This window comes from Bradyrhizobium sp. AZCC 1693 (assembly GCF_036924745.1).
Taxonomy (GTDB): domain Bacteria; phylum Pseudomonadota; class Alphaproteobacteria; order Rhizobiales; family Xanthobacteraceae; genus Bradyrhizobium.
On record NZ_JAZHSD010000001.1, the window covers coordinates 6,924,735 to 6,939,017 of the forward strand.

Below are 14,283 nucleotides of genomic sequence, written 5' to 3' on the forward strand. Positions count from 1 at the left end.
TGTCTGCATTATCTCGGTTGAATATGGCGCGTTGACCCTTTAGAATCGAGTCAGCGTGCAATCAGGCATAGGCTCTGCCAGGCAGAGAGCGTCCTTCGCTGCCGCGTGCTCCCGGAGCGTTGATCCATGGTCAATGCGCTCGTCATTCGCCGCAATACGCAACTGGCAAAGGCTCAGAAGGCGCTCCGCGCGGCGCAGTATGTTCGAATGTCGACCGAACTTCAGCGCTATTCGATACAGAACCAGGCGGCCGCCATCGCAGCATACGCTCAGCAACGCAACCTGACTATCGTTCGGACTTACGTCGACGAAGGACGCAGCGGAGTGAGGATCAACGGGAGGGCAGGCCTGATCGAATTGATCGAGGATGTTCAATCAGGAAACGCGGACTTCGATCACATCCTGGTCTACGATGTCAGTCGGTGGGGACGCTTCCAGGACGTTGACGAGAGTGCGCACTACGAGTTTGTCTGCAAGCGAAACGGCATCAAGGTCGCCTATTGCGCTGAGCAATTCGACAATGACGGAAGCCTGCTGTCGAGCATCGTCAAGAACATCAAGCGTGTGATGGCGGCTGAGTATAGCCGAGAGCTGGGCGTGAAGGTGCACGCCGGGCACTGCCGGATAGCGGGCCTCGGCTATCGCGTTGGTGGCCCGCTCACGTTCGGGCTTCACAGGGAGATGGTCGATGAGAAGCAGCGTTCGAAGGGCAAACTGGCGAAGGGGGAGTGCAAGGCCCTGAAAACGGACCGTGTGCGGCTCCGGCCAGGGTCTGAAGAAGAAATCGCAGTCGTCAGATGGATATTTCAGCAATTCGTTGTCGAGCGAAGAACGTACGTTGACATTGCACGACAGCTCAATCGAGTGAACGTGGCCAATCACCATGGGCGTCCTTGGACCGACATCATGGTCGAGGTTATTCTCAAGAACGAGAACTATGTCGGGAATCTCGTCTACAACCGTACGTCCCGCCGTCTTGGACAGAAGCTGGTAAACAATCCTCATCACCTGTGGGTTCGGAGCGCGGCGGCGGTGGACCCGATGGTCGACCAAGACCTCTTCGCACGTGCGCAAAAAAACATGGCCGAGCGGTATATCTCTATCCCGGAAGACGAGATGTTGCGCCGGCTGCGATTAACGCTCGCTCGCAAGGGAAAGCTTAGCGATGGCATCATCCGCAATACGGCCGGACTTCCCTCTACCCAATGTTACGTCAAGCATTTTGGCTCGATAAGAAAAGCCTATGCGCTCATTGGCTATAAAGCCTCACGGGACTGCGCTTGGTATGATGCGCGACAGCATTCTCGGAAAGACGCCGCTGCCGTATCTGGACCCGCGGGAACATCGCCAATCACCATGGGCGACCTTGGACCTACATCATGGTCCATTCTATTCTCAAGAACGAGAACTATATCGGCAATCTCGTCTACAACCGAACGTCCCGCCGTCTCGGACAGACGCAGGTAAACAATCCCGATCATCTGTGGATTCGGAGCCCAGACGTGGTGCCGCCGGTGATCGACCAGGATCTCTTTGCATGCGCTCAGAAGATCATGGCTGAGCGGTACATCTCGATCCCGGAAGACCAGATGCTGCGGAGACTCCGCTTGACGCTCGGTCGCAAGGGAAAGCTCACGACCCGCATCATTAAAAATGCGCCCGGCCTTCCTTCTGTCGCATGCTACATCAAGCATTTTGGCTCACTACGACAAGCCTACGCGCTCATCGGCTATCAAGGATCCCGTGACTGCGAATGGTTTGACGTGCGAGATCATTGGTCCGAGCTTTTGTCAAAGCTGGCAGGGCAGGTTGCGGAGGCGCTGAGGACCGATTTCGGAATTCAGTTGAATCTCACCGACGATGGTGCAGGGCTTGCACGGCACGGAAGCAGCAAGATCATCTCGTTTCAGGTAGTCCGGCGAATGGCGCAGAGAACTCCAAACCATGTTGCTCGGTGGAGAGCTCACCTGAGGAAGGAACAAACCAAGCTGTGTGTATTCTTGCGGCTGAAGGAGGCCAACAAAGTGGTTCAGGACTATGTGCTGTTGCCCGCACCAGGCACTGCGAAGCCATAACGCTTTCAGATGGCGCATTGGCCCGCCACAAGGCCGTTCGCGTAGACACTGTGAACGAACTTCTTCGTAACATCAAAGCGAGGTTCACTTCGTCCAGCCATGCCGCCCCAGCCAAGCTACTGCGACCGAACAAGCGAAGGAAACCAAGCCGGCCCAAAACCAGGAACGTCCGCGCGCGGCACTGACGGAGCGCAGATAAAGAATTGCGCCCAAAACCTTGCCGTAGTTTCTTCTGAAATCGCCATTGAGCTTCGAAATCTCGACGAGCTCGGAACACCGGTCGGACATAACGTTCTCCTGGAAACATCCCAGGTGCCCCATAAAACACTGATTTGCCTGACCAGTCAATTGAAATTTCTGATTTTCCGAAGTTGCGGAAGCCCGCTGCCGATCGGCTAGATGCTGACGGCATCGAACAAGCTGACGCCACGAGCCTGAGAATCTGCCATCACTAAAGCCGCTCGAGAACTGGCCGAAATCCAGCCCGCGCGACTTGCGATGACCACCAGTACAAAACGCCATGATCAAGCGCCGAACATTGGTATTGATGCTTCTTCTGCTGTCAGGCGGCGCGCGGGCCGATGATTTTGCTGGTCAAGCCAGTGTCGTTGATGGCGACACACTGGAAATTCATGGAAGGCGCATTCGGCTCTGGGGTGTCGATGCGCCGGAGAGCAGCCAGCTATGCCGCGGCGAGGACAGTTCGCAATATCGTTGTGGTGCGCAGGCAGCAAACAACCTCGACGCATTCATTACCGGACGTCCGGTTAACTGCTTGCCCGCTAGCTTCGACCCATATGGCCGGACAATTGCGATCTGTTCAGCCGGCGGCACTGATCTCGGCGAATGGCTTGTGCGCAAGGGCCTGGCGCTGGATTGGCCCCAATACTCCAAAGGCCGATATGGTAGCACTCAGCGCGACGCCGAACACGCCGGCCGCGGAATGTGGAAGGGCAGCTACGTCGAGCCGTCGCTCTACCGCGCCTGCATCCGCGCAAGCGGAAGCTCTCCGACTGTTCGGACGACGCAAATGCCCATCCTTGATGAACTCCAATGCGGGGCGTTCAATCCACAACGACGGTGACCTATCCCCACAGTCGCGCAGGTGGCTCTGGCGTGGTTTGGGCGACTCACGCTAACCCATCAATCTCAACCGCCTCACTGCACAAAAGGACAAAAATGGTTGCAGCCAACCGTGAACTGCCGGCTTCTGGTTATGCGCTCGAAGTGGACGGCCGACTCAAAACCGAATTTGCAACCAAAGACGGCGCAAGGGCAGGTGGAGAAGAACTATAGAAACGTTTTCCCATGCTTCAGATCAGGATCTATGACGCTCAGACGAACGCACGCGAGGAAATCTAGTCTAAGCTGATTCTGCTTGTGCGCATGCGGCTTCCGCCGCACCGGGCTCTCGTGAACCGAGCCGCTGGCGCATCTCGGCCGTCCGGCGTCGATCCCTTGCGCGATACGGTGTCGCTCGCCGGAGGCACTCGCGTTAGGGGCCGCCGGCATTGCATGCCGGCGCCGCTATCACTGCCCCGAACGCGGGTGCCTTCTTAACCGGTCTCGCGACTGCAGTCGCCTCGGTGCCCGCGGGCATTTCATGCCCGCGTCGCTATCACTGCCCCTTCGTCGGCTGCCTTCTCTCTTGCCTCCGCTGCACTTCGGCGTCGAAGGGACGTCGTTGACCAGTCGTACTCCGCGCGTGCTAACGGTGTGCTCCGTCTGCGGTTCGCGGGCTGCCAAGCCAATTGTATTGGGGTCGTCGCGGGGCGTCGGCCCGCCTTGGCGCATTTGCGGCTGCGCAGCCGGCTGGCGAGATCGTGCACGAAGGTGGTCGGCGGATGCTTCATCGCCGCGAGGTTGACATCGCTCGGCGTCTTGCAGCGCGCGCACCTGATCTCAAGCCAGGGGTGGCCTCCATTTACGGCGAATGCGCAGTCCGTGTCCCCGTCACCGCCGTGGAGAGTGAGAGTGCGGGTCGGGTCCGACGCGACGGGTTGAAGATCGGGGGAGAGGCCTCCGGCGCCCGTCGCGGAGAACCGCGATGTCTGGACATACCGCCCGAGTTCGTGCCGGCAACGACCGAACGAGCCTTTACACCGAAATCACCGACAAGATCATAGCCGAGCTGGTGGCCGGCCGTATTCCGTGGGTTCAGCCCTGGGGACGGCGGCGATCAAGGCGCCGCTCGCGATGCCGCGCAACGCGTCGACGCAGCGCGGATATTCCGGGCGCAGGGAGCGCGATTGATCGGCAGTTACGATAGCCAAGTCGCATTTGGGCAGTCCCGCGTACTCCTGGTCTGGACCCGGCTCGCTCCATCGTGCTCGAACGCCAGCCAGGCGCCGATACGGCAGGCAATGCGGGTCTTGAAGACGAGGTCGATAATCACTGGCGTGAACTCTTCAAAGCTGCGGCGCTTTCGACGTTGCTTGGCGCTGCGACGGAGATCGGCTCCAGTGGGACTGACAATGACATCATTCGGGCTTTGCGCCGCGGCACAGGGGATACCCTCAATCAGGCCGGTCAGCAGGTGGTGCGTCGCAATCTGAACATTCAGCCGACGCTAACAATAAAGCCGGGATTTCCAGTCAGGGTAATCGTCAATCGTGATCTTATACTCGAACCGTACCGAGGATGAGAGATTGCCACACACCGTCGCTTATATCGGTGCGGCTGGTAAGCCATAGTTACGAACGAACCACTCCTAATTGCAGCTTGCGGAGGTGCAGACATCGCGCCGGTTATCCGATGTATGCCATCCGCAAGGCGGCGGAGTGAACCGTGGTAGGGCGGGGACAAAGCTGCGCAGTCTTGCTGGTTTCATCGGTGATGTCCGGGTGGCGATCGCAGGGGCTGTTGGAGCGGCAGCGGCTTCTAGATACCCTCGCCCGGCAAGTTGGTAGCTACCTGGAGGCGTACCACATACTGGTCGATGGCGACCGTGATGGCTTGGACGAAGTCGATTTTCGGGCGAGGTGCACCTACCTCGTGAGGCTCACCGCATTTCGACGCGCTCACCTTCGACTGTTACTGGCACCCTGATCGATTAGGAGAGCGGGATGGTCGAGGCCCTGAAGGGCCTTAGCGATCGCGCGCCGCGGCCGCTCGCCCGCGACCAAATCCTCGAGGCGCACGCCCGTCACGAGTCTAGCCAGCAGCGGTATACGCCGGCAAAGGGAAATCGGGACTTGTTGCCGATCGTCTACAAGCGCCTCGCCGAAGGAGTGGGGCGTCCACGTGTCCCACGAGGACTGCGTCGAATACGGTCGGTCGGTGGGAAATTGGCCGGCGTTCGAAGATTCTGCCGGTGCGCTGCAGTACCTGAAGAAGTACTTCAAACTCGTCATCCTTTCCAGCATGGACAACGAGACCTTCCAGGCGAGCAATTGCAGGCTGCAGGTCTCGAGTTCGACGCGATCTACACTGCGGAAGACATCGGATCGTACAAGCCCTCAGCCCGCAATTTCGAATACATGATCGAGAAGCTGGGAGAGATCGGCGTCCAGAAGGAGAAGATTCTGCACACGTCCGAAAGCATGTTCCACAACCACAAGCCGGCAAACGAACACGGCTTGAAATCGTGCTGGATCTATCGGCGGCACGCTTAACAGGGCTTCGGAGCGACCATGAATCCTGGCCAGTTACCACACTTCGACTTCAAGTTCACCAGCATGCACGAACTGGTTAAGTCGCATCAGGAGCAACTGCGGGTCAAGTGACCCCGGCGCGTCGCTCGATTGATAATTGAATAACTGGCCGCGAGAGAACTAAGCCCGCGCGTTGCGCGCGAATGTCATACTGATCTCGCTTCGCGTCTTGCTGACGTTCGAGAGGATTTCGCCCATTAACTTTAAGCTACTGGCTAGTGGGGATCCGCCTACCACTAGATCAAGTTCATCGTTAGTTAGCTCTGGCACCTGTACTGCCTGCTCCTGCGTACGGCCTTTAAAAATCATGGTGTCCTCCGATGAGTTGCGCAGATAAACTCGCTCATGAGTGGTATATGTTCCGAAACCGTCTGTTCGACTGTGACGACCATCACGTCTCGCGGACGCTGCCCATTGCGATACCATGATGTTGGCGGCTGCCATGCGCGTCACTCGCAAGGCGAGCCGTACGAGCGACGAAGCCACACATATTGAAAACGCGCGTCGATTAGGCGCCCTCCTTCCAACGCCATCGCGCATGGAAAAGGTATGAGCAGTCGGCCTCATCACGAAGCAGCTGTGCCTGGTAAGGACGTGCTCCTATAAGCGCGCTACGCTCCCCCAGCACGCTCAGCGGACCCTAGTTGCGGTTGCCAGCGTGATCCTCATCACGGTGAGCTCATTGCCCTTCTGCTCACATTGGGGCCGCATCAACTCAGCTTTGAAGGACAGGAGATTAAAATGAATACCGCAACTCACGAACTGGACATTGAGATGCTTGATGTGGTCGCGGGAGGTTTTAAATGGCAGCCAAACACCAAGAATGACGACGTCATCGATGCGCGTGGAGGCCAGATCAAGATTCTGGGATTTACGATTACGTTGGACATCAAGGGCAACCCTAGCAGCATCAGCTGACTTGATGACACCGCGCGGCGTGTTTTTAGAGCGAGGGCTCCTGCTGCGCGTACCCAAATCGAGGGGCAGCGATTAGCTATCGTTGCGGTACTCTGCCTCCAATTTGCTAGGACACACCGTCACTCGCTCTGGCGTCGCTCGCGATCGATAATCCACCCATTCGCGCGGCTGCACTGGACGGCGTTCCGTTCGTACGTGATTCATCTCGCTAAAGTAATTGTCGTTGCGCAAAGGAAGCAAATATTCCGGGGGTGCTGCCGAGCTCCACATAGCTTCCAATCTGCACCACCTTGCCGTCGACGAGCACGATAATGCGGTCAGCTTGACGCACAGTACTGAGGCGATGCGCGATAACGACCCGGGTCACATTGAGATTGCCGAGCGAGTTACTCACTATAGCTTGCGACTGATTATCGAGCGCGCTCGTTGCCTCGTCGAGTAGCAGAATTCGCGGCCGGCGGGCGACGGCGCGTGCGATCATGATTCGCTGGCGCTGGCCTCCAGACAGCGTATTCACGCCTTCGGCGACAACCGTGTTCATGCCCATCGGCATCGCCTTGATGTCGTCGTCGAGGCCGGCGAGCCGCGCCGCCTCCCAGGCTTGTTCGAGCGGGAGTTGGATGCCCCCGCAAATGTTGTCGTAGATGCTTCCGGTCGCTAGTCTGCCGTTCTGCAGCACGACGCCGAGTTGACGGCGCACCGCGCCGATATCAAGCGTGTCAATGGCCTTCCCGTCGAGAAATATTGTGCCTGACTCCGGTTTTTCGAAGCCTAACAGCAACCGGAACAGCGAGGATTTCCCGCTGCCTGATGGACCGACAATGGCGACAGATTCGCCTTGCGCTATCTTGAAGGACACGCTTTCGAGCACCAGTGGATCGGTCGAAGCATAACGAAAGGTCACGCGGGACAGTTCGATCATTCCGGACAATTCACCGGGGGATTTTCGTTCGTCCGAGAGTTCGGTTGCGCCCGAAATGAGAGGCCGCAGACGGGTGATATGAGGAATGGCGGTCAACGATTCGCTGATACCCGAAGCAAGCGCGCCGATCGATGCCATTGCTTGCCCGAATGCAGCAAAAAAAGCGAGAAAGCCGCCGACGTCCTGGAGCAATTTGCTCTTCAGGAATGTAGCCGCCGCGAAGATGATGAGGGTTGCGATCAATGGATACGCTGCCTCAAAGACGCCGAGGGCATTAGAGGCCCGTTGCGATGCGAGGAAATTCCGCTTCTGCGTGGAGAATTGCCGAGACCACACGCCAAGTGCACGAGGAATCGCATCCGCAACGCGCAGCTTTCCTATTCCAGCGATGAGTTGCAGCACGAAGCCGCTAATCTTGCCTTGGTGGCTGAAGTATTTGTTCTCGTGATAGAGGCGTATCGCGCTGACGGCAGTAATCAGAAACGCTCTGACCAGCGTCAATAATAGCGCGATCAAACCCAACCTGACGTCATAATAAAGCATCAAACCGATGCTGAACCAGGCGAACAAACCAGCCATCATGCTGCGCAGCGCGCGCCCGGTGAAGACCCGGCGTGCCGCGTCAATGCCCATCGAGCGGTCGACAAAATCACCTACGGTATATTCACGAAACATGGAGGTGGGCAGCCTTAGCATCCGGTCGATTACCGCCGCCTGCAGCTTCCAATCCATCGTACCTTCGACCCTGAGCATCGCCAGTCCTTGCATGGTTTGGATGCTGGCAACCGCGATGGTTGTAGTGGTAAGAGCAAGCGCGCAAAACGCGAGCTGATCAAGTTCGCTACGGGGTATCACCGAATTGATCAGAACCTCAGTGATCAGCGGCGTAACCAGCGACAACAAGCCGATCGCGACGACCCCAAATGCGATACGAAGGAAATTTCCGGTCGCGTGCCGGAACGAGAAAGTCAGCAGGTCCCGGAATCGAAGCGGGCGCGCTGGAAGGGCCGGATAGAATGACGCAGCTTCTGGCGCCAATTCCATCGCGAGCGACCGGTCAACCGGCCGCTGCGTCCCCGTTCTGGTGTCGAACATCACATAGCAGCGACTTCCGCGGCGAAGCAGTGCGACCGGATTTCGCGCCTCGCCGTGCCAGGCGACCAGCGGGCCCCCATCGTCTTTCCACCACTCGCCGCGCAACAGCGTACGGCGAACGCGCAGTCGCGCAGACCGGGCGATCTCGACAACGCCGGCATACCCGTGTTGTGCCAGAGCAGGTTGTGGTGTAGCGACAAAAGGCACGTGGACCGCTTCCGCAACCATGCGACATGCAGCGAGCAAGGGATCCGCCGGATCCACCGCCAACCCGGCGTGGCCCGCGCGCTGGACAACAACGTCGGCAAGGCGATCGAAGGATTCCACCGTCTGCGCGGTCAATAGCTCGCCGCGGACAACGAGGCGTTGGACCTCGCGTTTGGCGTCGCGGACGATGCAATCGCAGACGCTGCTCGCTACACCTAGATGGAACTTATCGATTGCGCGCCACAGAATCTCCCAATCTGGCACGTCCTCGCTGCCGACTGCGGTGCAGCCCGATTGCCCAGCCTCGATCCACATCCCCGAAGTAAGCGGCAACGGCGGGTCAGCCGCGGCAATCGTGGGGTCGAGCCCCATCGCCTTGGCGGTCCCGGATCCCAAGGAGACCCAGATGATGCTGCGTGCCGGACCGCGGCGGCGCTCACCTGAGGGGACTGTAGCCACATCGCCGTTCGCGACCTCCAGCATATCCCAGTTCGGATTTGCCCCCGCGATCAATCTTGCAAGTCGCCTGATCCACATGGCGACAGGATCGAAGGATTGAATTTCCGCCCGCGGGACAACGAGTGCCTCGGCTCCGGGGCTTCCCACCGCGAGGATCTGGATGTGCGAACCGTGCCCATTGAAACCTTCTTGGAGGTCCAGAATGACCTCGTCTCTCTCCACCCGGAATAGATGGTGCCGAGCGCTGCCCACTTCGCCTTCCACCAGGCGGACAGCGAAAACATCGACATGCCCCTCCGTGACATGTAGCGCGTACCCTCGGTGGTCGAGAAGCTTCGGGTGACGACCATCAAATACCACGCGGCCCAGTGAACGGCTGCTACCCTCCTGGCGGGCCATTGCTTGCGCTTGCTGAAGCAGAGAATCGATCATTCCTGCGCCACGAGTTTCGCGTAAGCACCCTGAAGTCCCATCAACTGTTCATGGGTTCCGCGTTCGACTATCTTGCCCTGCTGCAATACGATGATCTCGTCGCAGTCACGGATCGTGCTGAGGCGGTGCGCGATGATGACGCAAGTGCAACCACGCCGCCGCAGATTGTCATCGATGGTCTTTTCGGTGATGGGATCGAGTGCGCCGGTCGCTTCGTCGAGTACGACCACGGAGGGATTGGAAACCAGAGCCCGCGCTATTTCGATTCGCTGACGCTGACCGCCGCTGAAATTCGCGCCGCCTTCATTGATATAGCAGTCGTAATTTCCGACCCGAGTCGCAATATCCTCGTGAATTGCGGCATCCTTCAGCGCCTGTGAAAGGTTCGCTTCCGTGACTGTCGGGTCCCACAATGTCAAGTTTTCGCGCGCCGTTCCCTCGAACAGGAAGATGTCCTGGTCGACGTAGGTGACCGAGTTCGCGAACACCTGCGGCGGTATCTCCGATAGACGCCATCCGTCGATGCGAACGTCGCCTGCCCATGGCTCGTAGAGTCCGCAGATTAGCTTTCCGAGGGTCGATTTTCCGCTGCCCGAAGCGCCGACAAGGGCCACCCTCGAACCCGGCTGAATGCTGATTGCAATCCCGTCCAGCAGAGGAGCTTCCAGGATCGAATAGCCGAATTTGATGTCGCTGAGCTCGATGCGGCCTGTCAGTTTTGCCGGGAAGCGCTCCGGCCCGACGGAGCAATTGTTTCTGTTTCCGAGAGGATAATTGTACACATCCTCGAGGCGCTCGAGCCCGCCCTTGATTGTCTGCAAGCTGCCGGCGTAGTTGACGAGCTCGGTCATCGGCTCGGAGAAACTCGCCATCAGAGACTGAAATGCCACTAGGCCTCCCAGCGTCAACGATCCTTCGATCACGCGCAAGCCGCCGACGCCGAGGATCGCAGCTACCGTCAATCCAGTGAACAATGTCGGCAACATGTCGAGAAAGATCGAGGAAGCGCCGAGCTCCTGCTCAGCGTTCAATGCCTTCGCCTGTATTCCGGCCCATTGGCCGAATGCCTCGTCCTCCAGGCCGCTTGCCTTGAGGGTTTCGATGCTGCGCACGGCGCTGACGGTGGCGCCGACGAGTTTGCCTTGTTCTAGCGCGAGACTGCGGCTGAGGTCCTGACGGCGTTCCCCAATCAGTTTCAAGACCAGCACGTTCGCAAGCGACATTCCGACGCCAAGCACGGCGAGCGGGAGATCGTAGATAGCCATAGCGGCAGCGAAGAATAAGATCGATGTCAGGTTGAGCGCATTGGCAGCGATGCCGCTCGACAGCAAGCGGCCGATCTGCTCGTTCGCATCCACGCGCGTGGCTATGTCGCCGGCGTGGCGCTGCGTGAAGAACTCAACCGGGAGCGCCATCACATGCCACAAGAAGCGGCTGACCATGACGACCGAAAGCTTGGTCTGTAGTCGCAGCAACAGCGATTGACGTACGAACGTCAGGATTGCACGGATGAGTGCGGTCAGGGCCATGCCAATCAGCAGCGGAATCAACCAGCCATTGGTATGCTTGATGAGAATGTCATCGATAAAGATCTTGGAAAATCCCGCAGCGACGATAGCGGGCACGACCAGTGCGAGGCTAACGGCGACGAGCAGGGCGACGGCCATCTTCGAGGAACGCAATTCGCGCAGCAATAATCGTAGTCCCTGCGGTTTGCTGCCTGACCTCTGGAATGCAGAGGTCGGCTCCATGACCAATGCTACACCCGTGAACGCGAGATCGAGTTCGACCATGTCGGTTCGGCGGCGTCCCACTGCGGGATCGTTGATGTAAACGTCGTCACCGTCGATGCCTTCCAGCACCACAAAATGGTTGAAGTTCCAGTGGATGATGCAAGGCATGGGCAACTCGCGCAGGGTCGCGGGCTCCTGGCGAAAGCCCCTGGCGTCCAGGCCGAAGGTGCGCGCCGCTCGGACAATGTTGCTTGCCTTACTGCCGTCGCGTGACACACCGCATGCGATGCGGAGCTGCTCCAGCGGGATCCATGCGCCATGGTGGGCGAGCACCATCGCCAGTGCCGCTGCTCCGCACTCGACGGCTTCCATCTGCAGGATCGTAGGCGTCCGCCTGACGTTTCTTCGCCAAAACAGTCTTCGTATCCGGTGCCAAAGCGATGGTGGCCGGAATTGGGCCGAAGCTGGTTGCTGCGACAGGGCGCTATCCATCAATTCCGGTCAATCGCCTGAAGAGGGGGACCACGAGATCGAGCGGCCGTTGCCTTCGTGTGGTGATTTCCGCGCGCGTCAGCGTTCCGCTGGTGAGACGAATGGCCGGTCCCTTTCCGACTGCCCAACGGTATCCACTGGGGTTTTCCGGGTCCTGCTCCAGGCTAACCGTCGCAGCATAGGCGGCTCCCTCCTTTGAAAATCGGTTGACCAGATTGTCATTGTGGAGGGCCGCGGCCATGCCTTGGGGCGTGATAGGGAAATCCGAGATCGCAACGACGGTGCCGACCATAGTCCCGAACTCCTCGCGTTTCACCGTGCTCGGCTCGATGCGCACCGGCATCCCGAGCTTTACGTTCTTGCCGCGCTCGGCCGGAATATAAATCAGGGCTTCGAGCTTCTGGCCCTGGCTTTCGATGGCGACCACCGGCGTACCGACGGCAAGCACCGCGCCAGCGGAGATCTTGATTTCGAGCACGCGTCCTTCGATCGGGCTGATGATCTGGGTATTATGGCTCAGTTGCCCCGCCGCGGCGTCCATTTGCCGGCGTGCGTCATTGAGAGCAAATTCGGACGTCTGGCTTTCGCGTTCGCGTTGTGTCTCAAGATCGGACTGTTGTGATCGCAATTTTAGGATCTCGTTTTGGGTGTCTTCCCTTCTCTGCTGCGCGTCAGTGAGGTCTCGACGACGCTCCTCGAAGGTCCGTCGCGTAGTGAGACCTTTCGCCAGCAAGTCGTCGAGATTCTTGACGTCGACCGTCAGAAAGTCGATGCGCTGCGAGGTCGCCTTGATAACCTGATTGAACGCGGCCTCGAGTTTCGCAAAGTTCTGACGTTTTAACGCGAGCTCCCGCTCGGTTTTTTCGATCAGATCTTTGTGCTGGCGTTCCTTTTCGTGGAACACCGCAACGGCACTCGTATAACGTTGCTGAATGTCGGTTTGAACGATTTCTGCGATCGGTTGCCCCTGCACGACATGATCGCCGACCATGACACTGATCGTCGCCAATCGGCCGGCAGCCGCCGATGCCGCTTCAACGACGCGACCACCGCCGCTAATCAGGATTCCTTCCCCAGCTGCGCGGGTAGGGACGCGGCCTACGATACCCCACGTCACGGCGGCGATGAGAGCAATGCCAATGACGAATACAATGATCCAGTCAAGCGGCTTGGTAATGCGAACGAGGTGGTCAAGCTGTTCAGGCGATGCGGCTCGCTGCAACGCAACGGCACGAAATACCCGCTGCGATAGATCGGTCATATTCCTGGGTCCACAACTGGACCGGAAGCCGGCTCCCTGGCCGCGAGCAGTCGCTGATTTTGTTGATCACGCACAGCCCTGTTCCTTTTGGAAGGAATAATACACAAAAAGGCGACCCAGAACAACCAAGCGGCAAGACGCGTCCTTCCAAAGAGCGCGCTCGTCGGAGAAAATGATGCGGGCCGCGTCGATCCACCCTAGCAGCGCACGCAGCAGCAGACTATGCTTCATCGACGAAGTTCGAGGCTGACCCAATGGACGTAACCGCCGTCTGGAAATTGATAGTCGGGGTTGCCGGCGGAACGGCGAAACCGGCCTGCGCGCGGGAAAGCCGGTTTGTTGCCGGCACACGTCCCAGATGGACGCAGCCGTTTGTCCTCGGCGTCGCAATTTTCATGTTCACGACGAACATATCCGAGAGTGGTGTCCTTAGCGAGAACGATTTCAAGAAAGTCGAAACCATCAAGCCGTTGTTTCAGAATTTGATGGCTGATCTCGTTCAGACGTCCAAGCGATCGGATATTTCCAGCGGTGACGCCGATTGCATCGGGTCGACAATCCGAGAACTTCTCCAGATATCCGAGGAGCTTTCCAGTTACGAGTATCTCATCACGATCGAAAAGGAGATAACTGATTTTGGCGACAACAGCCCGGTGAAGGGCGTCGTGAAATTCGCGATCGAAAAATCGAACACGATCCTTGCCGAGGAACGGAAACGACTGACCCAACTGTCGGAGAGGTGTTCGCGTTTTCCGCTGGCCTTGGGCAAGACGCAGCAGGCGTTGCAATTTATTGATACGACGACCAATCTTCTCAATTCGATTCAAGTGCGTCTGTGAGGAGCGCTCTCAGAATGCACAAAGGCTGCCACTGACGCGGCCCATTCAAAGATAAACAAGTCATTGGAGCGGGCTCAACAGGAAGCGTCGGTCCAGTCGATGGAGCAAGCAACGGGCCTTTGAGCAAGCGAGACCATTTCCCGCCAACCGTTTTTCCAAGACAGATGATCTCGCGGAGAGTTGCTGCGATGAAGCGC

At 58.4% G+C, this 14,283-nt stretch carries 9 protein-coding genes and 4 pseudogenes; 8 read left to right on the top strand and 5 right to left on the bottom strand.

Annotated features, from left to right (window positions below; translation table 11 throughout):
- Positions 1 to 126 precede the first annotated feature (126 nt).
- A pseudogene (locus V1293_RS32850) lies at positions 127 to 1,080 on the top strand (recombinase family protein); the annotation flags it as partial.
- Positions 1,081 to 1,343: 263 nt separating this feature from the next.
- Positions 1,344 to 2,075 (top strand): recombinase family protein, encoded by a 732-nt coding sequence (locus tag V1293_RS32855; protein WP_334517013.1) that lies wholly within the window; start codon positions 1,344 to 1,346, stop codon positions 2,073 to 2,075.
- An 84-nt stretch (positions 2,076 to 2,159) separates the two neighbouring features.
- Here V1293_RS32855 and V1293_RS32860 read toward each other — a convergent pair whose 3' ends face one another.
- The gene (locus tag V1293_RS32860) at positions 2,160 to 2,597 is read right to left on the bottom strand and encodes a hypothetical protein (protein WP_334515545.1); all 438 of its coding nucleotides are present in this window, start codon (positions 2,595 to 2,597) and stop codon (positions 2,160 to 2,162) included.
- Between V1293_RS32860 and V1293_RS32865 the strand changes: the two genes are divergently transcribed.
- On the top strand, positions 2,596 to 3,159 hold the full coding sequence (locus V1293_RS32865; RefSeq protein ID WP_334515547.1) for a thermonuclease family protein: 564 nt from the start codon (positions 2,596 to 2,598) through the stop codon (positions 3,157 to 3,159). The genes V1293_RS32860 and V1293_RS32865 overlap by 2 nt on opposite strands.
- 640 nt (positions 3,160 to 3,799) lie before the next feature.
- Here V1293_RS32865 and V1293_RS32870 read toward each other — a convergent pair.
- Positions 3,800 to 4,006, bottom strand: a pseudogene (locus V1293_RS32870) (hypothetical protein); the annotation flags it as partial.
- 116 nt (positions 4,007 to 4,122) lie between these two features.
- Here V1293_RS32870 and V1293_RS32875 point away from each other — a divergent pair.
- The 4 genes and pseudogenes from V1293_RS32875 to V1293_RS32890 all read left to right on the top strand — a co-directional run.
- Positions 4,123 to 4,310: pseudogene (locus V1293_RS32875) on the top strand (ArdC-like ssDNA-binding domain-containing protein); the annotation flags it as partial.
- A 2-nt stretch (positions 4,311 to 4,312) separates the two neighbouring features.
- Positions 4,313 to 4,719: pseudogene (locus V1293_RS32880) on the top strand (TrbI/VirB10 family protein); the annotation flags it as partial.
- Between the two features lie 421 nt (positions 4,720 to 5,140).
- On the top strand, positions 5,141 to 5,689 hold the full coding sequence (locus V1293_RS32885; RefSeq protein ID WP_334515548.1) for a haloacid dehalogenase: 549 nt from the start codon (positions 5,141 to 5,143) through the stop codon (positions 5,687 to 5,689).
- Positions 5,690 to 6,469: 780 nt separating this feature from the next.
- A complete protein-coding gene (locus V1293_RS32890) occupies positions 6,470 to 6,646 on the top strand; it encodes a hypothetical protein (protein WP_334515551.1) in 177 nt (58 codons plus the stop codon).
- Between the two features lie 208 nt (positions 6,647 to 6,854).
- Here V1293_RS32890 and V1293_RS32895 read toward each other — a convergent pair whose 3' ends face one another.
- Genes V1293_RS32895 through V1293_RS32905 form a run of 3 tightly spaced genes read right to left on the bottom strand, consistent with a single transcriptional unit; the run spans position 6,855 to position 13,247 of the window.
- On the bottom strand, positions 6,855 to 9,761 hold the full coding sequence (locus V1293_RS32895) for an NHLP bacteriocin export ABC transporter permease/ATPase subunit (RefSeq protein ID WP_334515554.1): 2,907 nt from the start codon (positions 9,759 to 9,761) through the stop codon (positions 6,855 to 6,857).
- On the bottom strand, positions 9,758 to 11,974 hold the full coding sequence (locus tag V1293_RS32900) for an NHLP family bacteriocin export ABC transporter peptidase/permease/ATPase subunit (protein WP_442894388.1): 2,217 nt from the start codon (positions 11,972 to 11,974) through the stop codon (positions 9,758 to 9,760). Before V1293_RS32900 ends, V1293_RS32895 begins: the two co-directional genes overlap by 4 nt.
- Before the next feature lie 4 nt (positions 11,975 to 11,978).
- Positions 11,979 to 13,247 (bottom strand): NHLP bacteriocin system secretion protein, encoded by a 1,269-nt coding sequence (locus tag V1293_RS32905; RefSeq protein WP_334515557.1) that lies wholly within the window; start codon positions 13,245 to 13,247, stop codon positions 11,979 to 11,981.
- Between the two features lie 254 nt (positions 13,248 to 13,501).
- Here V1293_RS32905 and V1293_RS32910 point away from each other — a divergent pair, with 254 nt between their 5' ends.
- Positions 13,502 to 14,086 carry a hypothetical protein gene (locus V1293_RS32910; RefSeq protein ID WP_334515560.1) on the top strand — a complete coding sequence of 195 codons (585 nt, stop codon included), beginning with the start codon at positions 13,502 to 13,504 and terminating at the stop codon, positions 14,084 to 14,086.
- Positions 14,087 to 14,283: the final 197 nt, after the last annotated feature.

Excerpts from the sequence above, each read along its gene's own strand:
- V1293_RS32865 (WP_334515547.1), top strand. The coding sequence starts at position 2,596 with ATGATCAAGCGCCGAACATTGGTATTGATGCTTCTTCTGCTGTCAGGC.
- V1293_RS32860 (WP_334515545.1), bottom strand. The coding sequence starts at position 2,597 with ATGGCGTTTTGTACTGGTGGTCATCGCAAGTCGCGCGGGCTGGATTTC.
- V1293_RS32885 (WP_334515548.1), top strand. The coding sequence starts at position 5,141 with ATGGTCGAGGCCCTGAAGGGCCTTAGCGATCGCGCGCCGCGGCCGCTC.
- V1293_RS32890 (WP_334515551.1), top strand. The coding sequence starts at position 6,470 with ATGAATACCGCAACTCACGAACTGGACATTGAGATGCTTGATGTGGTC.
- V1293_RS32895 (WP_334515554.1), bottom strand. The coding sequence starts at position 9,761 with ATGATCGATTCTCTGCTTCAGCAAGCGCAAGCAATGGCCCGCCAGGAG.
- V1293_RS32905 (WP_334515557.1), bottom strand. The coding sequence starts at position 13,247 with ATGACCGATCTATCGCAGCGGGTATTTCGTGCCGTTGCGTTGCAGCGA.
- V1293_RS32910 (WP_334515560.1), top strand. The coding sequence starts at position 13,502 with ATGGACGTAACCGCCGTCTGGAAATTGATAGTCGGGGTTGCCGGCGGA.